Source organism: Microbacterium sp. NPDC089188 (assembly GCF_040685155.1).
Lineage (GTDB): Bacteria > Actinomycetota > Actinomycetes > Actinomycetales > Microbacteriaceae > Microbacterium > Microbacterium galbum.
The window spans coordinates 534,001-551,051 of record NZ_JBFBHH010000002.1 but is presented as its reverse complement, the minus strand read 5'-3'; the positions used below and the strand labels follow the sequence as shown (position 1 = coordinate 551,051).

The 17,051-nt window shown below is 68.9% G+C and carries 27 protein-coding genes and 1 tRNA gene; 7 read left to right on the top strand and 21 right to left on the bottom strand.

What is annotated here, in order from left to right:
* Positions 1-81: 81 nt before the first annotated feature.
* The 4 genes from AB0N80_RS08835 to AB0N80_RS08820 all read right to left on the bottom strand — a co-directional run bounded on the left by AB0N80_RS08835 (position 82) and on the right by AB0N80_RS08820 (position 2,853).
* Positions 82-597: a hypothetical protein gene (locus AB0N80_RS08835; RefSeq protein ID WP_363578500.1), complete on the bottom strand. Its 516-nt coding sequence runs from the start codon at positions 595-597 to the stop codon at positions 82-84.
* Positions 598-721: 124 nt separating this feature from the next.
* Positions 722-1,417: a hypothetical protein gene (locus tag AB0N80_RS08830; RefSeq protein WP_363578499.1), complete on the bottom strand. Its 696-nt coding sequence runs from the start codon at positions 1,415-1,417 to the stop codon at positions 722-724.
* Positions 1,418-1,616: 199 nt separating this feature from the next.
* A complete protein-coding gene (locus AB0N80_RS08825; RefSeq protein ID WP_363578498.1) occupies positions 1,617-2,252 on the bottom strand; it encodes a single-stranded DNA-binding protein in 636 nt (211 codons plus the stop codon).
* Entirely contained in the window at positions 2,239-2,853 is a 615-nt protein-coding gene (locus tag AB0N80_RS08820) for a hypothetical protein (protein ID WP_363578497.1), read from the bottom strand. Before AB0N80_RS08820 ends, AB0N80_RS08825 begins: the two co-directional genes overlap by 14 nt.
* 415 nt (positions 2,854-3,268) lie before the next feature.
* Between AB0N80_RS08820 and AB0N80_RS08815 the strand changes: the two genes are divergently transcribed.
* Positions 3,269-3,568 (top strand): hypothetical protein, encoded by a 300-nt coding sequence (locus AB0N80_RS08815; protein WP_363578496.1) that lies wholly within the window; start codon positions 3,269-3,271, stop codon positions 3,566-3,568.
* Positions 3,569-3,573: 5 nt separating this feature from the next.
* On the opposite strand, the gene AB0N80_RS08810 is transcribed toward AB0N80_RS08815, so the two are convergent.
* From AB0N80_RS08810 to AB0N80_RS08750, 13 genes are all read right to left on the bottom strand, one after another.
* Positions 3,574-3,891, bottom strand: a complete 318-nt coding sequence (locus AB0N80_RS08810) for a hypothetical protein (RefSeq protein WP_363578495.1) — start codon at positions 3,889-3,891, stop codon at positions 3,574-3,576.
* Positions 3,888-4,184: a hypothetical protein gene (locus AB0N80_RS08805; protein WP_363578494.1), complete on the bottom strand. Its 297-nt coding sequence runs from the start codon at positions 4,182-4,184 to the stop codon at positions 3,888-3,890. The genes AB0N80_RS08810 and AB0N80_RS08805 overlap by 4 nt, the downstream gene beginning before the upstream one ends.
* On the bottom strand, positions 4,181-4,618 hold the full coding sequence (locus AB0N80_RS08800; protein ID WP_363578493.1) for a hypothetical protein: 438 nt from the start codon (positions 4,616-4,618) through the stop codon (positions 4,181-4,183). The genes AB0N80_RS08805 and AB0N80_RS08800 overlap by 4 nt, the downstream gene beginning before the upstream one ends.
* Positions 4,615-5,328, bottom strand: coding sequence for a hypothetical protein (locus tag AB0N80_RS08795; protein ID WP_363578492.1), 714 nt, complete (start codon positions 5,326-5,328; stop codon positions 4,615-4,617). The genes AB0N80_RS08800 and AB0N80_RS08795 overlap by 4 nt, the downstream gene beginning before the upstream one ends.
* A complete protein-coding gene (locus tag AB0N80_RS08790) occupies positions 5,325-6,182 on the bottom strand; it encodes a PD-(D/E)XK nuclease-like domain-containing protein (protein WP_363578491.1) in 858 nt (285 codons plus the stop codon). Before AB0N80_RS08790 ends, AB0N80_RS08795 begins: the two co-directional genes overlap by 4 nt.
* Before the next feature lie 103 nt (positions 6,183-6,285).
* On the bottom strand, positions 6,286-6,516 hold the full coding sequence (locus AB0N80_RS08785; RefSeq protein WP_363578490.1) for a hypothetical protein: 231 nt from the start codon (positions 6,514-6,516) through the stop codon (positions 6,286-6,288).
* Positions 6,516-6,767, bottom strand: a complete 252-nt coding sequence (locus AB0N80_RS08780) for a hypothetical protein (protein WP_363578489.1) — start codon at positions 6,765-6,767, stop codon at positions 6,516-6,518. Before AB0N80_RS08780 ends, AB0N80_RS08785 begins: the two co-directional genes overlap by 1 nt.
* Positions 6,768-6,980: 213 nt before the next feature.
* Positions 6,981-7,292 (bottom strand): hypothetical protein, encoded by a 312-nt coding sequence (locus AB0N80_RS08775; protein WP_363578488.1) that lies wholly within the window; start codon positions 7,290-7,292, stop codon positions 6,981-6,983.
* Complete coding sequence (locus AB0N80_RS08770; RefSeq protein ID WP_363578487.1) at positions 7,292-7,468, bottom strand: hypothetical protein; 177 nt, start codon at positions 7,466-7,468, stop codon at positions 7,292-7,294. Before AB0N80_RS08770 ends, AB0N80_RS08775 begins: the two co-directional genes overlap by 1 nt.
* The gene (locus tag AB0N80_RS08765) at positions 7,465-7,773 is read right to left on the bottom strand and encodes a hypothetical protein (protein ID WP_363578486.1); all 309 of its coding nucleotides are present in this window, start codon (positions 7,771-7,773) and stop codon (positions 7,465-7,467) included. Before AB0N80_RS08765 ends, AB0N80_RS08770 begins: the two co-directional genes overlap by 4 nt.
* Positions 7,770-8,024, bottom strand: coding sequence for a hypothetical protein (locus tag AB0N80_RS08760; protein ID WP_363578485.1), 255 nt, complete (start codon positions 8,022-8,024; stop codon positions 7,770-7,772). Before AB0N80_RS08760 ends, AB0N80_RS08765 begins: the two co-directional genes overlap by 4 nt.
* A complete protein-coding gene (locus AB0N80_RS08755; RefSeq protein WP_363578484.1) occupies positions 8,017-8,265 on the bottom strand; it encodes a hypothetical protein in 249 nt (82 codons plus the stop codon). The genes AB0N80_RS08760 and AB0N80_RS08755 overlap by 8 nt, the downstream gene beginning before the upstream one ends.
* The gene (locus tag AB0N80_RS08750; RefSeq protein WP_363578483.1) at positions 8,262-8,522 is read right to left on the bottom strand and encodes a helix-turn-helix domain-containing protein; all 261 of its coding nucleotides are present in this window, start codon (positions 8,520-8,522) and stop codon (positions 8,262-8,264) included. The genes AB0N80_RS08755 and AB0N80_RS08750 overlap by 4 nt, the downstream gene beginning before the upstream one ends.
* Before the next feature lie 86 nt (positions 8,523-8,608).
* Between AB0N80_RS08750 and AB0N80_RS08745 the strand changes: the two genes are divergently transcribed.
* The 4 genes from AB0N80_RS08745 to AB0N80_RS08730 all read left to right on the top strand — a co-directional run bounded on the left by AB0N80_RS08745 (position 8,609) and on the right by AB0N80_RS08730 (position 11,636).
* A complete protein-coding gene (locus AB0N80_RS08745) occupies positions 8,609-8,998 on the top strand; it encodes a hypothetical protein (RefSeq protein WP_363578482.1) in 390 nt (129 codons plus the stop codon).
* A complete protein-coding gene (locus AB0N80_RS08740) occupies positions 8,982-9,443 on the top strand; it encodes an ImmA/IrrE family metallo-endopeptidase (RefSeq protein ID WP_363578481.1) in 462 nt (153 codons plus the stop codon). The genes AB0N80_RS08745 and AB0N80_RS08740 overlap by 17 nt, the downstream gene beginning before the upstream one ends.
* A complete protein-coding gene (locus AB0N80_RS08735) occupies positions 9,443-10,615 on the top strand; it encodes a tyrosine-type recombinase/integrase (RefSeq protein WP_363578480.1) in 1,173 nt (390 codons plus the stop codon). Before AB0N80_RS08740 ends, AB0N80_RS08735 begins: the two co-directional genes overlap by 1 nt.
* Positions 10,616-10,691: 76 nt before the next feature.
* Complete coding sequence (locus tag AB0N80_RS08730) at positions 10,692-11,636, top strand: GAF domain-containing protein (protein ID WP_363578479.1); 945 nt, start codon at positions 10,692-10,694, stop codon at positions 11,634-11,636.
* Positions 11,637-11,993: 357 nt separating this feature from the next.
* Here AB0N80_RS08730 and AB0N80_RS08725 read toward each other — a convergent pair.
* From AB0N80_RS08725 to AB0N80_RS08715, 3 genes are all read right to left on the bottom strand, one after another.
* Positions 11,994-12,066, bottom strand: a tRNA-Thr gene (locus tag AB0N80_RS08725).
* A 48-nt stretch (positions 12,067-12,114) separates the two neighbouring features.
* A complete protein-coding gene (locus tag AB0N80_RS08720; protein WP_315994785.1) occupies positions 12,115-12,489 on the bottom strand; it encodes a hypothetical protein in 375 nt (124 codons plus the stop codon).
* A gap of 54 nt (positions 12,490-12,543) precedes the next feature.
* Positions 12,544-13,497 carry a thioredoxin domain-containing protein gene (locus tag AB0N80_RS08715; protein WP_315994786.1) on the bottom strand — a complete coding sequence of 318 codons (954 nt, stop codon included), beginning with the start codon at positions 13,495-13,497 and terminating at the stop codon, positions 12,544-12,546.
* Between the two features lie 213 nt (positions 13,498-13,710).
* Between AB0N80_RS08715 and ugpC the strand changes: the two genes are divergently transcribed.
* Both ugpC and AB0N80_RS08705 read left to right on the top strand, forming a co-directional pair.
* Positions 13,711-14,814 (top strand): sn-glycerol-3-phosphate ABC transporter ATP-binding protein UgpC, encoded by a 1,104-nt coding sequence (gene ugpC / locus AB0N80_RS08710; protein WP_108317795.1) that lies wholly within the window; start codon positions 13,711-13,713, stop codon positions 14,812-14,814.
* 81 nt (positions 14,815-14,895) lie between these two features.
* Positions 14,896-16,218, top strand: a complete 1,323-nt coding sequence (locus AB0N80_RS08705; RefSeq protein ID WP_315994787.1) for a DUF4032 domain-containing protein — start codon at positions 14,896-14,898, stop codon at positions 16,216-16,218.
* 186 nt (positions 16,219-16,404) lie between these two features.
* On the opposite strand, the gene AB0N80_RS08700 is transcribed toward AB0N80_RS08705, so the two are convergent.
* Positions 16,405-17,046: an NAD(P)H-binding protein gene (locus AB0N80_RS08700; RefSeq protein ID WP_315994788.1), complete on the bottom strand. Its 642-nt coding sequence runs from the start codon at positions 17,044-17,046 to the stop codon at positions 16,405-16,407.
* Between the last annotated feature and the right edge of the window lie 5 nt (positions 17,047-17,051).

Here is a 17,051-nt window from a genome sequence, read left to right as displayed (position 1 = left end):
AACCGGTCCGGGCCTTCGTGTCAACTCTTGCGCAAGCTCAGCTTAACAGGCCGCGACGTCACACGGAGGGCGTTTTGGCCCTCAGGATGATTTCTGCCACCAACGCTTGCGCACCCCCGAACCGTCGCCGATCGCCGCACGCATCGCTTTCAGCATCGAATGCCTACGGTCTGCCACCTCGCCCGGTGCGACCGGCTTCTCGTGCTCCCGCGTCACGGTCCCCGCGTTCGGATCTCCACCGGCTGCCCTTATAGATTCATCCCGGTTGGCGCGCATGTTCGCGCCGAGAAACCTGGACGCTTCGTCGTATACCTCCGCGGGGCCGAGCACGGCAATGCGAGACAGCAGCGGTACGGGCTCGATCATTAGCTGCACCATCTCATCCACCCGCGGCGGCGTATCCCCCAGCAGATTGGCAGCCATCTGCCCCGAGACTCCGCGGTCGATGGTCGTCAAAAAGTCCGTGTAAGCGGCCATGCGCTCGGTTCGAAGCCAGTGATCTCGCTCGCGGGCTGCGCCGATGCCTACCCCCCGCGTTGTGAAGTAGCCCGTAGCAAGGATGCCTAGGAACCCGAGAATTGCCGTCCACCCGTCCATGCACTGACTATGACGCATGAATGCGATTGATGCTCGAGCAGCTGCCAGAGCCCGGCGGGCTGCCCGTGCAGGGTGCCGGGTGCGGCGAACTTCTCGCCGCACCCGCACTCGTGCTCAGTGACCGTCACGCGGCATCCGCCTCCGCGTACCGGCCGCCCTCGTCGCGGACGTTCTTCGCCGCCGCCATGCGCTCCTTCACCGCGAGCAGCGCCGACCGGCGGTACAGCGGTGTCGCACGGCCGGCGACGTAGGTCGTCCGCTCGGGCTCGATCTCGCCATCCTTCCGCCACCGCTGCAGCGTGCGCAGCGACCCCGCGACGTCGGCCGCCTGCTTGCCGCCGAGCAGCGGGTCGCCGGCCTCCGCGATCGGGCGCGCCGTCGACTCGTCGAACACCCGGTCAGGGCGCAGCGCACGGGATGCCGTCACCGCGCCCTCGACGGGCTGCTCGCGGCGCTCCGCCCCCCACTTGTCGAGCGCATCCTGCACCGACCAGGCGACGCGCACGCCGTCGTCGTCGGCCGGATGCCGCTCGAGCAGCAGCGCGTTCAGCGACACGACGTCGTCTTCGTCGGACAGCCACGCGTCGAGATGCGCGCGGATGCCCGCAGCGGCGGCCTCGGCGTCGTCGAACGCCTCCGCAGCATCCGACCGCGGCCACCCACCCGACGGCGACCACCGCCACAGCCCCTTCTGCAGAGCCTCCGACGCGTCGATTAGATCCGCGGATGCCGGCGCGGGCGCCTCGGGCGACGCCGACCCGGTGCGCCGCGCGCGATCCTCGTACACGATCGCCGACGTCGGATCGATGAGCGACCTCATCCGGCCGATCAGATCCGCAGCCTGCCCCAGCACGTACCGGAACCGGCCCCGACACTTCGCGCACACGAGCGTGCCGCCGACCGTCGGCTCAGCTGCGCACCCGTCGCACGGAAACGCGTACTCCCGGCCGTCGTAGACCATGCAGTCAGCGAAGTGCACGCCCTGCTGCGCACACCCGAGGATGCACCCGGCCGTCGACTCAGAACGGGGTGTCGTCGCCATAGCTGCCCCCCGTCGACCACGCGCCCGACTGATCCACCGGCTGATCCCCCGGCGCGCCATACGGTGCCGACGACGGTCGCCCGCTCGACCCGTTGCGGGGCGCCGTGCGCGTCACCTGCGCGGTCGCGTACCGAAGGGACGGGCCGATCTCGTCGACCTCGAGCTCGATCGACGAACGGTTGTTCCCCTCGCGATCCTGGTAGCCCCGCTGCTTCAGCTGCCCGACGACGACGACACGCGCCCCCTTCGACAGCGACCCAGCGATGTGCTCGGCGTGCTCACGCCATGCCGAGCAGATCGTCAGCGTGGTCTCTCCGGTCATGTGTTCGTGCTCCTCGTTTCGTTCTTCGGTCTGATACCTGCTGCGGCCCGTGCAGCCCGGGCGCGGCCCGCGGACGCCTCTCGGCACCCGTTGCACCCACAGCGGTGCGCGTTGTAGTAGTGGCTCGTCTTCCCGTGTCGATGCCCCGGCGGGCAGATGACCCGCGGCGATCTCGGTACGTACCCAGGCGCCTCGGCCAGCAGTCGCCGCCGGTACACGACCGACTCCGCGAACGCCGCCGCCACCCGATCCATGAACAGGGCGAACGCGAGATCGCTCACCACGGCTCATCCCCCGGCCCGTCCGACTGCTGCTCCCACTCGGCGACCTGGTCCGTGTAGCGCTGCTGCGCCAGCCAGCGATCGTGCTGCCGGCGGGCGGTGCCGCAGGGTCCGCAGTTCTCCCGGCGGCCGTTCGGATGGTCGACGCAACCGATCGGCGGGGCATCGAGCAGCAGCGGTCGCCGCGGCAGCGCGGACCTCTCGGCCCGCTCCCGCCACGCGGCCCACTCGCCGTCCCGCTCGGCCTGCTCGGCACGCACCCGCGCCTCCGCTCGCTCCCGCGCGCCCTCCCCCTCCATAGCCGCGAAATTCCTCGGAACCCCGAGCGGCGGGGGCGGCGGTATCTCCGACGTCGCCCCGCGGGTATCGGCCTTCAGCGGCCGGCACAGGGCCAGCACCTCGGCCCCCTCGTGCTCGTACCGGCGCAGGAAACCCGACTCCTCGAGCATCAGCACGTGCAGGATCACCTGCTCCGTCGCCGCCTCCCCCGGGTAGATCGCCGCGGCGATCAGTTCCGGCACCAGCAGGCAACGCCCCTCGACGTCCGTCGCCTTCGTCCACAACCCCAGCGCCGTCGGCTTCGCCTCGTGCGGCGCCCTCAGATACCCCACGAACTCGAGATCCGCCCCGCTGATCCTGCGCTGAACGCTCCTCGTTGACACCCTGTTCGTTACCTCTCGCAAAGCCCTTGAAACACAGATCCACCGCTAGCTGCACGTAGTGCTCGGGCACGCTGAAGCATTCGGTCCAGCCGCGGCCGTACGGCATCAGCGACCACGCGTCGAGCTCCGAGTCGAACGCGTCAGGGAACCACCGCCGCAGCTGCCGCAGCGCCTCCCGCTCCCACGTGGCATCCGTGCCGCGCGCGAGCACGAGCACGTGTCCGCCGGTCGACGTCATCGCTTCGATGCGGCTCCACTGCGACGTGCGGCCGACCTTCAGCACGGCCCGCTCAGGCCAGTAGATGACGTAGGTCATCGCGAACCGAGGCATGCGCCTCGCGGGTCGCGTCGCTACGGTTTGGTCATGACTGAACCTCACAACCTCTCGATCACGCACGAGCCCCTCGACGGCCCCGGCATTCGCGTCTCGCGACCCGGCGGCACCACCCCGAACGATGTCGTAATCTCCACGCTGAACGACATCATCAGCGGCCTGTCGGACGACTTCGACCGCCTCGACGGCAAGCCCGACCGGGACGACCTGATCCATTCGCTGCGCAGCGTCATCGCCGCCACGCGAGATCTCGCGCAGTTCACCCTGAACGTGCACCGCGACATCGCCGACGGCAGCCTGAATTACCCGCCCGACGCCTTCGATCAGTAAGCCCCTCACCGACGGCCCCCTCGCCGACTCGGTGCGGGGGCCGGCACCGCTGGCAGCCCGAGGCGCACCCGATAGGCCTTGTGCGCGTCGGTCACCTTCGAGCAGAGCCCGGCAGTGTCGAGACGCATCGCCGGCTGCCCGCACAGCTTGCACTTCGGGTAGTCGCCCTGCATCCGGTCGATGCGGGCCGACGTGGCCGCCCACTCGCGGCGCAGGTGCTCCGTTCGACGGCCGTCGATCTTTGAGCCGGCGTCATCCCACCCGCCACTGGGCAGTGCCGCGACCTCGGGCGAGCAGCATCCCAGCTTGCACCCCTTCGTCACGACGCCAACCGCTCCTCCTCCTGACCGGCAACCCACTGCCGCTCGAACTCCGCATACGTCACCCGCGGGTGCTCCTCCCAGTGCTCGACGAGCTCGGGCGACGCGTACGCGTACGCCCGCACCGCCGGCCCATAGAACAGCGACACCGCGTCGACCCCGCGCCGACGGCCGCGATCGTTCAGCAGGGCGCCGTTCGTCGCGACCTCCGCGCGTGTGTACGACGAATGCAGCACCTCGTCGAACGCCTCCCGGCACTCGCGCCACACGGCGAACGCCTCCGACACCACGCTCACGCGGCACACTCCACCTCTTCGGGCTCGTCGGCCGGCTCGTACCCGCCTTCGTTGTCGAGTCGCACCCACCCGTGCAGGGCGTGCAGCAAGGGCACGTCGACCGGGCGGCGGATGCCGATCCGGGCGACGCGGAACCCGAGGCGTGCGGGCACCTCGTTGCGGGTGATCTCGCCGTGGCATCCGGCGACGCCGTCACCACAGAGCAGGACACCGTTCGCCGCAAGGGCGAGGTACGCGCGCGACTGCACCCGGCCCCGGCTCGCGCGCTTCACGCCGCCCGCGCCGCGATCCTCGCGATGATGCAGGGACCAGCCGCCCGGGCCGGGGCCGCGACGCTCCCACACCAGGAACGCGCCGCACTTCGCACAACGGCCGCCGTCACGCTCCCAGATCAGTGCGACCGTCGCAGGCTTGAACTCTGCCGGGCCGGTCACGGGAGCGCCGCCGCACCGTATCGGGCACCGCCGCGTGTCTCGGGCGCAACCAGGCGCGGGACGTTCGCAGCGGGCGGGCGCGGCACGGGTGCCGGCATCGCGGCGGTCTCGATGCCTCGGTCTCGGCGGTGCACCTCGGCGGCCTCCCACGGGAGCGCGGCGACCGCCGCCTCGAGCTCGGCCGCCGCGGCGTGCGAGATGCGCGGGGCGGGCTCTCCCTCGGCGGGCTCGAGCGGGGCGGGTGCCGCGACGCGGGCGCGCGGCTTGCCCGGGTCGAGGCGGTCGCCGATGACGTCGGCGAAGGCGCGGGCGAGGGCGGCGCGCAGCACGTAGGACTCGAACCGCTCTGTCGGGTTGTCGAGCCACACGTCGACCCATCGGCGGCCGGTCTCGGTCGTCGCCTCCTCGCCGGGCAGTGCTTCCACCCAGCGCCGATAGACGACGGTCTCGACACCATCGCGGCGCACGGTGGCGCGCGCTGCGGCGGGAAGGTCTTCGCTCAGCCACAGCGGCACCCATACCTCGCCGTCGGCGGTGAACTCCACCGGGTCGATCTCGAGGCGCGACCCCGTCGCGAGGGCGAGGCGGGTGTACTCGGCGAGGGTCTGGGCGACGTCGTCGACCGGGACGGGCGCCGCGGGCCGCTCGGCACCGCGCAGGCGGGATGCCCGCGTGTCGACCGGGATCAGAATGTCGTCGATGTTCGTCATGCGGTCAGCACTCCTAAGCGTTCGTTGTGGTCGTAGACCGCCCAGTTCGGCGGGATTGCGATCTGCAGTTCCTGCGGGTATCCGGGCCACGCCCCGGACTCGATGCCGGCAGCGAAGAGGCGACGCGCCTCGGCGGCGTCGGCGTAACCCATCTCGAGGAACTCGCGGCCGAGCACGTAGGACGCCGTCAGGTAGGGCGGTTCCTTCTCGACGACGACGAATACGAATTGGTCGACGTGGCCGCCCGCCGCGGCGAGGGTGTCGAGATAGTGGCCGACCTGGACGTGATAGCCGAGCTCGGCGACCGTCTTCGAGAACTTCACGGGCGTTGCCAGGCCGTGCTTCGTCTTCAGGTCGACGGCGAACCGGCGGCCCGACCCGGTGCCGAGGTAGTCGAACCGGCACCGCTGCTCGATACCCGTCTCGGGGTCGCGGGAGAACACGGACATCTCGGCCGCGCCCTCCTGCTCGAACATGGCGCGGGCCATTGCGTGACCCAGCACCGATTCGGCCATCGCGTCCACCTCGGCGATCTCGTGCGCCTTGAGCGGGATTACGTTCGACGCGCGAGCCATCGCGACCCACCATTTCGCGGCCTCGCTCGAGATGGCCCGGTTCGGCCCGGACAGCAACTTGTCGGGGATCTCGACGACGTCCCACCCCGTGCCGAGCACCTTCGCGTGCACCGCCGAGCCGACGTCGAACGCCTTCTTGTGCGGCGGCTTGTTCTCGGCCCAGTGAGCGAATCGAGCGGGCGCCTGCAGCAGCTGCCGGGCGCCGGTCGACGACAGCGCCGAGTGCGCGTGGTAGATCACCTCGTCGAGATCGGGCACGAATCCTTCGAGCGCATTCACGATCGGCCCCCGCCACGCCGCAGGTACCAGCCGACCGCCAGCCAACCCCAGAGCAGCCCCGCGAGGGGCAGCCCGATTTGCCATGGGAACAGGTCGGGATTTGTCATCCGTTCGCCCCGTTCGGTCCGGTGAGCACGCCGGGCGCCCACTCCTTGCCGCAGATGCACGTGTGGTCGCCGCTGTGGTCGACCTCCGTGCGGCAGCGGTGCGTCAGCGTCGAATGCGGCGCATCCGGGCGCTGCTCGGTCGCGGTCGCCCGGCACCGGTACGCCGGGAACGGCACCGGGTCGGTCTTGCCTCGGCCGTAGAACCGGCCGGTCGACGGGTTAGCCATCAAGCGTTCCTCTCATCGCTCGTGTACGTGCAGAACAGGCACCCGAACCGACGCGTCTCGGTGTCGAAGGTGCGGGCGTCGGACCCGCAGCAGGGGCAGGCGACGCGGACGACGAGCGTCGGGTCGCCGCCCTCTCCGCGGACGTACGCGGCGAAGTGCTCATCGGGCACGACGACGAGCTCGACAGGGACGGCGAACGCCTGCGCGATCGCGACAGCCCTCAGCGGGGGCGCCTCCGTGAGCACGGTCACCGCTTGTCCCCTCGCTTCGCCCTGCGACGGCGCGCGACGGCGGCGCGGTGCAGCTGCGCCTGCCGAGCCTCGGCGGCCAGACGCTCGCGCTGGCGAGTGCGGCCGATGTACTCCATGACGATCGGATCGGGATTCAACGCGACCTCCTCGGGTCGGTTTCGGGCAGCACGGAACATCGGCCGTGACGCCGGGTGAGGTGAAAGGGGGTGAGGGTTAGCGGGCGAGCGCCCAGACTTCGGCGCGCCGGGTGCCCGTCGGGCCGGGCTTGAACGCGGTCGTCCGGGTCAGCCACCGCTTGCGCTCAAGCTCGGGACAGCAGGACCGCAGACGCTGATCGGAGTAGGTCGAGCCGAAGCGACGGCCGAGGGCGACGACCTCGTGCTCCGCGAGGGCCGTCACGCCCTCGTCGCGGGCGATCTCGAAGATGGCGAGCACTTCCATCTGCGATCGGGCGAGATCCGTGTCGGCGACCGCCTCGGCCGAGGTGACCGGGTGATCATCCCGGGTGCGCAGCGTCTGACCCATCAGGCGACCGCCTCACGGTCGTGACGGTCGGCGTACCGGTCGACACGGTCGAAGCGCTTCGCCGCCCGCCGATCGCGCGCGATACGCTCCTCGCGCTCCGTGCGCACCCGACGGGTCTCGAGCGCCTTCACGGTCGGCAGGCCCGGGATTGCGAGGGTGCGACGCGTGCCGCTCATGCGTCGAGCCTTCGCGTGAAGCCGTGCGTCTTTTGGTGCGCCAGCTGCGCGACGACACCGTTCAGTAACCGGGCCGCGCGCTGCGAAGCGTCCGCGTAATCGCGAGCGTGGCCATCGTCGGCGACGAGACTGTGCACGGTCGCGAGCGCCATACGGTCGCGTTCGATGCGCAGCGCCTCATCGTTGAGCGCGTCGGCCGCGGCATCCGCCATGCGGCGGGACCGGGCCAGCACCTCGCGGTGCGTCGGCGCAGCCGGCGCGGGACGATGCCCGACGGGGCGAGCCTCTTCGATAGCGGCGCTCACGCAGTCACCCCCGACAGGGCATCCTCGGGAAACCCGACGTAGGCGAGGCGGGATAGCAACGCGCGGGAGAGGGCGAGCGTCTCGGCGGGGGTGAGGTAGCGGACGCCGTCGCGCTGCTGCATGACGACGACGCGCTGCCCGTCGATCGTGGTCGTGTCGATCGTGAACGTGTCACTGTCGAACGACGCATCGACGACGAGAGCGACCGGGCGCTCGACGGCGGGAACGGTAACGGTGTTGCGGTCAGGCATGTACTGCCCCTTCGGGTGAGGTGGGTTGTGACGCCGCGGCCTGCGTCGGATCGGTGATTCGCTCTCGCATCCACGCGTCGAGATCGACGGGATAGAAGACGTTCAAGCGGCCCTGCTTGAATTTGCGCGGGCCTTGCTCCGCGGCGAGTAGGTTTCGGAAGGTCTGGTAGGCGAGGCCGCTGTACGTCGCGGCCCCTCGGGTCGTGAGAACCGGGCCGCCGCGGTCGGGCAGGCTGCTCACGATGCCGCCGCGTGCGCGGGCTCCTCCGCCCGGCGCAGGAGCTCTTTCGGGTCCATCCCGAGCCACATCGCGACGGACATCAGGTCGCTGATGCTGAATGCGACGGCCCCGCTCAGGCGACGTCCGGCGGTGTGCGCGGTGATATCGAGCACCCGCGCCATCTCCCCCGCGGTGCGTTTCTGTCGAGCCATCTCGCCCCGCACCTCGCCCGCGAGGCGCTGCGCGGCGGCCGTTCCGACTGCTGCGTGATTTGTCATGTGACGAGAATGAATGACTTGTCATGCGGTGTCAAGCTCGTCATGCGTATTGACTAAAAATCATGCAGCGGACATACTCAGATCCCGTGGACAACTACTCTCAGCGCCTCGCCGACGCTCTCGTTTCCGAGATCAAAGCCGAGATGGGCCGACAGGATCTCTCCTCCCGCGCTCTCGGCCGGTTGATCGGCGAGAACTCGCAGTACATGTCGATGCGTCTCGACGGCGGGAACCCCCGCACGGGCGAGCGAGTGACGCTAAACGTGCGCGACCTCTACTCGATCGCCAGTGCGCTCCACATCGACCCCCTGGACCTGATGAGCCGCGCACAGCGGGCCGCGAGCGAGGCCCACAACGTGACGCCGTTCCCGGCCCGCAATGTCGGAACCCCCGCCGAAGATGGCATGTACCTCGCCGCCCGCGCCGCCGACCCCGAACCCACGGACGAACAGCCCTCTTATGACGACCCCAGCTGACCTCCACCTCCTCGACTTCGCCGACGCGATCGGCGTCACGATCGAATACGTGCGCATGCCCGCTGACCGCGACGGGATCTACGACCACGACGCCCGACGCATCCGCCTACGCCGCGGCATGTCGGCGCGTCACCACCGGTCGGTGCTCGCGCACGAGCTCGGGCACGCGGCGTTCGGGGATACGCCAACCCGCTTCGGCCCGGTGCACGCGAAGCAAGAGCGCCGCGCCGAGGAATGGGCCGCGCTCCGCCTAATCGACCTCGACGATTACCGGCACCTCGAAGCCGTGCACGCCGGCCACCCCGGCGCGATCGCCGTCGACCTCGACGTCATGCGCAGTACGGTCATCGCGTTCCAGAGCCTGCTCGCGCGTCTCGGCGACACCGTCTACATTCGCCCACGGATGGGCGCCGGAATGTGGGAGCAGCGCGAGGGTGTCGCCTGATGGCTCGGCCGCCGCTCGAACTCGAGACATGGGGGCGCATCCGCCGCATGACAGTGAAGGGCAAGCCGACGGCCCGCGCCTATTACCGAGACTCGGACGGCGTCACACGGTCAATGGATCGCCAGGGGAAGACGCCAGCCGAGGCCGAGCGCAATCTCGTGCGGGCGCTGAAACAGCGCCTCGCCCCTGCGAGCGACAATCTCACCGCCGACACAACCGTCTCCGACCTCGCAACGCGATGGCTTGCCTCACGGACCCGTCTCGCCGAGGGCTCTGTGCGGATCTACCAGAACGCGATCACGAAGCACATCACCCCGGGCCTCGGCAGCGTGCGCCTGCAAGAGTGCAGCGTGCCGCGGCTTGACCGATTCCTCGTCGCGCTCGCCCGGTCGTCCGGCCCGGGCACAGCGAAGACGACGCACGTCGTGCTGAGCGGAATGTTCACCCTCGCCGCCCGTCACGGCGCGGTGCGCGCCAATCCGATGAGCGACGTCCCCGCACCCGAGCGCGCGAAGCGCAAGGCGCGGGTCGCGGCCCCCGATCGCGCGGCCGTGCAGGGCATCCTCGACCGGTTTCAGCAGTGGGACGCCGGGTCCGAGCCGCGCGAGGAGAGCGACCGTCGACCACGCCGGGCGCGCGCGAGCGATCTCGCCGATACCGCGAACATGTTCGTCGGCTCAGGCATGCGTACGGGCGAAGTCTTCGCGCTGCGATGGGATGCGCTCGACCTCGTCTCACAGCGGGTCATCGTCCGTGGCACGATCGCGCAGGATCGCGACGGAAAGATGTTCGTGCAGGAGGTGACGAAGAGCGACGCCGGTTATCGCGAGCTCGAGCTACCTGCCGAGACGGTCGACATGCTGATGCGGCGACGGGTCTCGTCGTTCTCGCAGTTCGTGTTCCCCTCGAGCGTCGGCACGTTCCGGCATCCGAACAACTACCGCACGACATGGCGCGATGCCCTGAAGGGCACAGCGTGGGAGGGCGTGACGCCTCGCAGCTTCCGCAAGACCGTGGCGACCGTCGTCCGCGACGAACTCGGGATCGAAGCGGCCCGAGATCAGCTCGGCCACGAGGAGACAAAAACCACTGAACGCAGTTACGCCGACGAAGTTCACCGCGGACCCGCTGTCGCCAAGGTGCTCTCGAAGCTCCTGACCAGACCGGCCTGAGTCAGCACAAGCCACTGAGCGCTCTCACACTTGCGGGATGCCGCGCTCTTTCCATAGCCCGTGTACGATTCATCGAATGGGGGGACGCCGTCGTGTGCGCTGGACCGGGGCACGCGACCTCGGCTTCTTCTTCCATTGGGAGTCGATCGCCGTTGCCGCGGGCGGTATTGGCTTGGCTGCACTCGAGGCATGGAACATACCCGACGAGTGGCCGCTGGAAGATTTCGTACGCGACTACAAGCTTCTGCTTGTGGTACTCCTGGCCGCCCTCGTTGGCTTGCCGCCCACCATAGCCCGTGGACTCGATCACCTGCGTGCGCGCGATGACGCAGGGCAAGTCCAGGTGGAGATCGCGACAGCTCTCTACGGCATCGAGATGCGCCTGATGCACTTCGTTTCCAAGCTCCGCGAGGTGTTCGCAGGACACACCACGAACACGTATCAGAACCACACCCTCAGCGACTGCCAGTCGTATTTTTCGTCCCGTCCAGGGCGTCACACTGACGCTGGCAGGCAGAACATCGTCGAGGTCAACTATTACGCCGTCAAAAGATCGGGGAGCAGCACCTCCCTGGTGCGGACTCTTTTCACGGGTTCGGGCCATGCGAACATGCGAACGACGTTCTCCACTGCTCGTGGCGCCTCGGCCGAGGCTAAAAAGCTGGTCAAGACCATCACGAGCGGCGGATCAGTCTTCTGTCGTGACGTGCGCGACGTCGACACCGCCCGCAAACTGCACATCGAAAACGCTGAGGAACGGCCCTACCGCACCTTCCTCTCGGTTCCGGTGCTTCGCGACAAAAACTCCACCGCAGAAGATCGCGTCATCGGCATGATCTCAGTGAACGCATCTGAGGTCGACTCGATCGCGGAGAGCGACGGCGCAATACTCAAGGTTTACGCGTGGGTTCTCGCGGCAGCATTTGAGGCCGACCTCAACGGAAAAAAACGGCGCGCTTCGATGCCAACGTCGGAGCACGCCGGTAGTCTAGATAGATCAACCACAGGGGGCGACTCATGATCGGTTTCAAGCCCAACGATTACCAAGAGCCCGCCAAGCGCACCGAAGTCCCAGAAACTGACTTCAAACGCTTCCGGCAGGAGCGGTTGGATCTGCAATCAACTGAGATGCGTGATGCGTTCCGAAGGTACAACCGGAACCATCGCTCCCTCTAGGCGACGCGCTCCGCTCATCCAGCCAGTAATTCGAAACGGCCCCATCTCGAAAGAGATCGGGGCCGTTTCACGTTCCGCGACGGAGACGCGCCAACCCGGTTCAGTTGGCGCAATCCCATCAAAACCGTGAGTAAGTAGTGAGTCACACGTTAAGCGCTTACGATTTGCGCCGGCAATTAGCCGCTTCATCAGGCAATTTCTGTGCCGGCTACAGGACTCGAACCTGCAACCCCCGTATTACAAGTACGGTGCGCTACCAATTGCGCCAAGCCGGCGTGAGGCGCTCAGCGCCTCGGCGATCGAGTCTACGACGCGCGACGACCTCAGTCGTGCCGCCCGCTCTGGCGATCCCACTCCAGCGATTTGAACTGCAGGAAGGAGCAGAGATTGCCGGCGATGACCAATTCGGCGGCGAGGCTCGCCATGTCGTGGGGGCTGAGCGTGAGGTCATCGGGGCGCGCGGTGAGCGTCGCCTCCCACAGGGGGTCGTCGTAGCCGCGCGGCTGCATGTAGATCGACGCCTTGGTGTTGCGGAGGTTCATGACCACCAGCCCGGTGTCCTGACCGTCGGCATCTTCCTGGTCGACGACCTTGATGGTGCCGGCCACGGCGTGACCCTGAGTGAGGAACTCTTCGACCCACACCGTCAACTGACCACGGGACCGCCGCGGCGGGGAGTCCTCGATCTCGTCGTCCATGTCACCAGAATCTCATACGTCGGGTATGTCGCACGTGCTGCGTCGAGCGGCCGATCAACCCGCGGGAGTCGCCGAGGGGGTGGGCGTCGGAGTGGCCGTGGAGTAGTACGCGTTGCTGTCGACGGTGAGCACGAACTGCGCGAACTCCTTCGCGTCATCCATGTTCCCGACATACTCCGTGCCGTTCACGAGCACCGTCGGAGTCGCGGTGAGCGCGTGACCGTCGGTACCCGGCAGGCCCTTGATGGCGCGGTCGGTCGCCGCCTTCGCCCACGAGGTGTACGTCTCGTCCTCGATGCAGTCGCGCACGGTCGCCACGTCGCTGACGCCGGCGCCCTGGGCCATGTCGGCGAGCTGCTGGTCGCTGTAGCCGTCGGAGTCCACCGCGGGCTGGTTGGTCAACAGCTCGTGGTTGTAGGCGAAGAAACGGTCCGAGGCGTGGGTCGCGACGCACGCCGCCGCACCCGCGGCCCGCAGGCTGTACTTCGTGCCGTTGGATTTCGAGGTCAGCATGGCGACCGGGTAGTAGGTGAGGGTCGCCGCGCCGTCGTCGACCCACTTCGACAGCTGGGTCGCATTGGCCGCCTGGAACTCGTGCGCCTCGGTCGACATGTAGTCGACGTACACGCGGATGTCGACCGGAGCGGCCGTTCCGGTCGGTTCCGGAGTCGCGGCGGGCGAGGGGGCGGCATCCGTCGACATCGTCGCGGCGCTGCCGTCGACGGTCTGATCGGCGAGGGGGTCGGCGACGCCCGTCGCGGAGGTCACCACGAAACCGTCGTCGGTCGCCGTGTCGGGCAGGGCCTGCGAGCGCGCCTCGCGCGAGTTCAGCGCGGCGGAGACCCCGACCGCACCCACGGCGATGACCGCGACGGCCCCGACGCCCAGCAGCGATCGACGCGCGATGCGCCAGCGCGTCTGCTTCGCCTTGACCTGCTGCGCCTTCTCACGCACCGCCTCGCGACGGTCGCGTTCGGCGGGAACGTTCGGGGACTGGTCGTGGGACATGAAACCTTCCGGGCATAAACGTCTGCCGCATGAAATCGGGGGGAACGCGCGGGTGGAGCGAACGATCAACGATGCTAACGAGGCTGGCTGAGAAATGACCAGACACGTGCGATACTGACCCTGCGCCCACTGTCGGGCGCACGGGGTCGCCCCCGTTCATTCCATTCACTACGGATCGTCCGGCACGTACCTGCCGGTGAAGGAGAAGAAAACATGGCGTCCGTCACCTTCGACAACGCAACCCGTCTGTACCCGGGCGGAACCCGCCCCGCCGTCGACAAGTTGAACCTCGACGTCGCAGACGGCGAATTCCTCGTCCTCGTCGGCCCCTCGGGCTGCGGTAAGTCCACCTCCCTGCGCATGCTCGCGGGTCTCGAGGAGGTCAACTCGGGTCGCATCCTCATCGGCGACCGCGACGTCACCGACGTGCCCCCGAAGGACCGCGACATCGCGATGGTCTTCCAGAACTACGCGCTGTACCCCCACATGACCGTCGCCGAGAACATGGGCTTCGCGCTCAAGATCGCCGGCGTCGGCAAGGAGGAACGCGCTGCGCGCGTCCTCGAGGCCGCCAAGCTCCTCGACCTCGAGCAGTACCTCACCCGCAAGCCCAAGGCCCTCTCGGGTGGTCAGCGTCAGCGTGTCGCCATGGGCCGCGCGATCGTGCGCCAGCCCCAGGTCTTCCTGATGGACGAGCCGCTGTCGAACCTCGACGCCAAGCTCCGCGTCCAGACGCGCACCCAGATCGCCTCGCTCCAGCGTCGCCTCGGCGTCACCACGGTCTACGTCACCCACGACCAGACCGAGGCCCTCACCATGGGCGACCGCATCGCGGTCCTCAAGGACGGCCTGCTCCAGCAGGTCGGCACGCCGCGCGACCTGTACGAGACCCCGAAGAACGTCTTCGTGGCCGGCTTCATCGGCTCGCCCGCGATGAACCTCTTCACCGCCGACCTGGCCGAGGGTGGCGTGCGCTTCGGCGACCTCGTCGTCCCCGTCGAGGCCGACACCATCGGCAAGGCCCACGGCTCAGAGGTCACCATCGGTGTGCGCCCCGAGGACATCCAGGTCGCCCCCGCCGACGGCCGCGGCCTCTCGGTCGTCGTCGACCTCGTCGAGGAGCTCGGCGCCGACGGCTACCTCTACGGCCACACCGACATCAACGGCAAGCGCACCGACCTGGTCGCGCGCGTCGACGGTCGTCGTCACCCCAACGCGGGCGAGACGGTCGTGCTGGCCCCGGTTCCCGGACACGTCCACGTGTTCGACCTCGAGTCGGGCGAGCGCCTGACCGACCGGGCCATCGCCTCCGCCTGACCCTCGCACCGACGCGGCGCGTCCTCGATTCCCGACCTCGTCGGGTCGGGGGCGCGCCGCACCGTTTTCCCGGAGGTACCCGTGTCCGAATCGCTCAGCATCACGGCCAGCACCGTCGACCCGGGCCTTCTTCAGCTGCCGTGGTCGACCAGCCTCGCCGATTGGCCGAGCAGCCACATCGTCGCGCTGCCGAAGGGCATCTCGCGTCACCTGGTGCGCTTCGCGAACCTCTCCGGTCGCGTCGTTGCCATCAAGGAGACGACCGAGGAGATGGCCCGTCGCGAGTACGACATGCTCGGCAACCTCGACCGCCTCGACGCGCCGTGCGTCGATCGCGTCGCGGTGATCGCGGGCCGCACCGACGCCTCGGGGCGCCCCCTGCCCGCGGCCCTGGTCACCGCGCACCTCAAGTTCTCGCTCCCCTATCGCGCGCTCTTCACGCAGGTCCTGCGCCCTCACACCGCGACGCGCCTCGTCGACGCCCTGGCCGTCCTCCTCGTGCGGCTGCACAACGTGGGCTTCTACTGGGGCGACGTGTCGCTGTCGAACACCCTGTTCCGGCGCGACGCGGGCGAGTTCGCCGCCTACCTCGTCGACGCCGAGACCGGCGAACTCCACGGCAACCGCCTGAGCCCGGGTCAGCGGGCGCACGACCTCGACATCGCCCGCACCAACATCGCCGGCGAGATCATGGACCTCGAAGCCGGCGGACGCCTGGAGGGCGGGGTGGACGCCATCGCCATCGCCGACGGTCTGGTCGCCTCGTATCACTCGCTGTGGGGTGCCCTCACCGACAAGGAGACCTTCGCCGTCGACGAGTCGTGGCGCATCACCGAGCGCGTGCACCGTCTGAACGCCCTGGGCTTCGACATCGGCGAGATGTCGATCCGCACCGCCAGCGACGGCACGCAGGTGTCGATCCAGCCGAAAGTCGTGGATGCCGGGCACCACCAACGCCGTCTCCTGCGGCTCACGGGTCTCGATGTCGAGGAGAACCAGGCCCGTCGCCTGCTCAACGACCTCGACGAGTTCCGCGCGCGCGTCTCACGCCTCGGCGCCGACGAGGAGATGGTCGCCCACGAGTGGCTGACGCGCGTCTTCGAGCCGATCGTCATGGCGATCCCCTGGGACCTGCGCGCCAAGCTCGAGCCCGCCGAGGTGTTCCATCAGGTGTTGGAGCACCGCTGGTACATGTCGCAGGCGCGGGGCCGCTCCGTTCCCCTCGCCGAGGTCGTCAGCTCCTACATCGACGACGTCCTGCGCCACCGCCGCGACGAGGCGACCGTCATGGGCCCGCCCACCGACACCATGTCGCTTCCGACGGTGTCCGACGCCGACGCTCCGGCGACGGGCGAGGTCCCGACCACCGACACCGACCTCGTCGACTGGCGCGACCTGGTCTGAGACGCGGCGGTGTCGTAGACGTCCCCCACCGCCGAGGGCACGCGACCGCGTCGAGGTCACGGGGTCGGCGTGCCACCTCCTCACGGTCACGTGATCCCGCGGGTGGGTCGACACGCTGGCGGAACGACCGAGGCCGTGGCATCCGGAATCAGGATTCGGATGCCACGGCCTCGGTGTTCAGCGGGTTCAGTACCCGACGGTGAAGCGCTCCCGCGAGTGCGCGGGGTTCTCGATCTCGTCGAGCACGGCCACCGCGAAGTCGGCCCCGCCGATGAAGGAGTCGCCCTCGTCGTCGACGACGAGCACGTCGCCGCCGTCGCGGTAGGAGCCGGTGCGCTCCCCCGGCGCCCACGAGCCGAAGCCGCCGGCCGGGTGCACGTAGAACCAGTCGCGCCCGGTGTCGTCGGCCTGCAGGTCCTCGAGGATGCCGATGGCCTCACGGGCCTCGGGCTTGTACTCCTCGGCGAAGCCCTCGGTGTCGATCAGGCGCGGGCCGCCCTCGGCGACCAACGATCCACCGGCACCGCCGACCACGCCCACGCGGACGTTCTCGGGCAGAGCCGTGACGAGTTCGGCGATGGCGGGGCGGAGCTTGCCCTCCATGTCGCCGCGGGGGGCGGCGGCCGACACGACCACGTCGACGCCCTCGAGCTGAGCGACGAGTCCGGGGACGTCGAGAACGGTGCCCTCGAGGTAGGTGGCCCCCTCGACGCGCTCGGCGGGGACCGAGCGGGCGATGGAGACGACGGTGTGACCGCGGCGGACGGCCTCGGTCACGATGTGGCTGCCGGCGTAGCCGGTGCCTCCGATGACGGCGATGCGGGGCATGAGCG

Bases quoted from the DNA above. Each gene is read 5' to 3' on its own strand.
- AB0N80_RS08795 (WP_363578492.1), bottom strand. From the start codon at position 5,328: ATGACGAACATCGACGACATTCTGATCCCGGTCGACACGCGGGCATCC.
- AB0N80_RS08735 (WP_363578480.1), top strand. From the start codon at position 9,443: ATGGCTCGGCCGCCGCTCGAACTCGAGACATGGGGGCGCATCCGCCGC.
- AB0N80_RS08740 (WP_363578481.1), top strand. From the start codon at position 8,982: ATGACGACCCCAGCTGACCTCCACCTCCTCGACTTCGCCGACGCGATC.
- AB0N80_RS08830 (WP_363578499.1), bottom strand. From the start codon at position 1,417: ATGAGGTCGCTCATCGATCCGACGTCGGCGATCGTGTACGAGGATCGC.
- AB0N80_RS08715 (WP_315994786.1), bottom strand. From the start codon at position 13,497: ATGTCCCACGACCAGTCCCCGAACGTTCCCGCCGAACGCGACCGTCGC.
- AB0N80_RS08760 (WP_363578485.1), bottom strand. From the start codon at position 8,024: ATGCCTGACCGCAACACCGTTACCGTTCCCGCCGTCGAGCGCCCGGTC.
- AB0N80_RS08750 (WP_363578483.1), bottom strand. From the start codon at position 8,522: ATGACAAATCACGCAGCAGTCGGAACGGCCGCCGCGCAGCGCCTCGCG.
- AB0N80_RS08775 (WP_363578488.1), bottom strand. From the start codon at position 7,292: ATGGGTCAGACGCTGCGCACCCGGGATGATCACCCGGTCACCTCGGCC.
- AB0N80_RS08785 (WP_363578490.1), bottom strand. From the start codon at position 6,516: ATGGCTAACCCGTCGACCGGCCGGTTCTACGGCCGAGGCAAGACCGAC.
- AB0N80_RS08825 (WP_363578498.1), bottom strand. From the start codon at position 2,252: ATGAGCCGTGGTGAGCGATCTCGCGTTCGCCCTGTTCATGGATCGGGT.
- ugpC (WP_108317795.1), top strand. From the start codon at position 13,711: ATGGCGTCCGTCACCTTCGACAACGCAACCCGTCTGTACCCGGGCGGA.
- AB0N80_RS08730 (WP_363578479.1), top strand. From the start codon at position 10,692: ATGGGGGGACGCCGTCGTGTGCGCTGGACCGGGGCACGCGACCTCGGC.
- AB0N80_RS08815 (WP_363578496.1), top strand. From the start codon at position 3,269: ATGACTGAACCTCACAACCTCTCGATCACGCACGAGCCCCTCGACGGC.
- AB0N80_RS08700 (WP_315994788.1), bottom strand. From the start codon at position 17,046: ATGCCCCGCATCGCCGTCATCGGAGGCACCGGCTACGCCGGCAGCCAC.
- AB0N80_RS08720 (WP_315994785.1), bottom strand. From the start codon at position 12,489: ATGGACGACGAGATCGAGGACTCCCCGCCGCGGCGGTCCCGTGGTCAG.
- AB0N80_RS08770 (WP_363578487.1), bottom strand. From the start codon at position 7,468: ATGAGCGGCACGCGTCGCACCCTCGCAATCCCGGGCCTGCCGACCGTG.
- AB0N80_RS08835 (WP_363578500.1), bottom strand. From the start codon at position 597: ATGGACGGGTGGACGGCAATTCTCGGGTTCCTAGGCATCCTTGCTACG.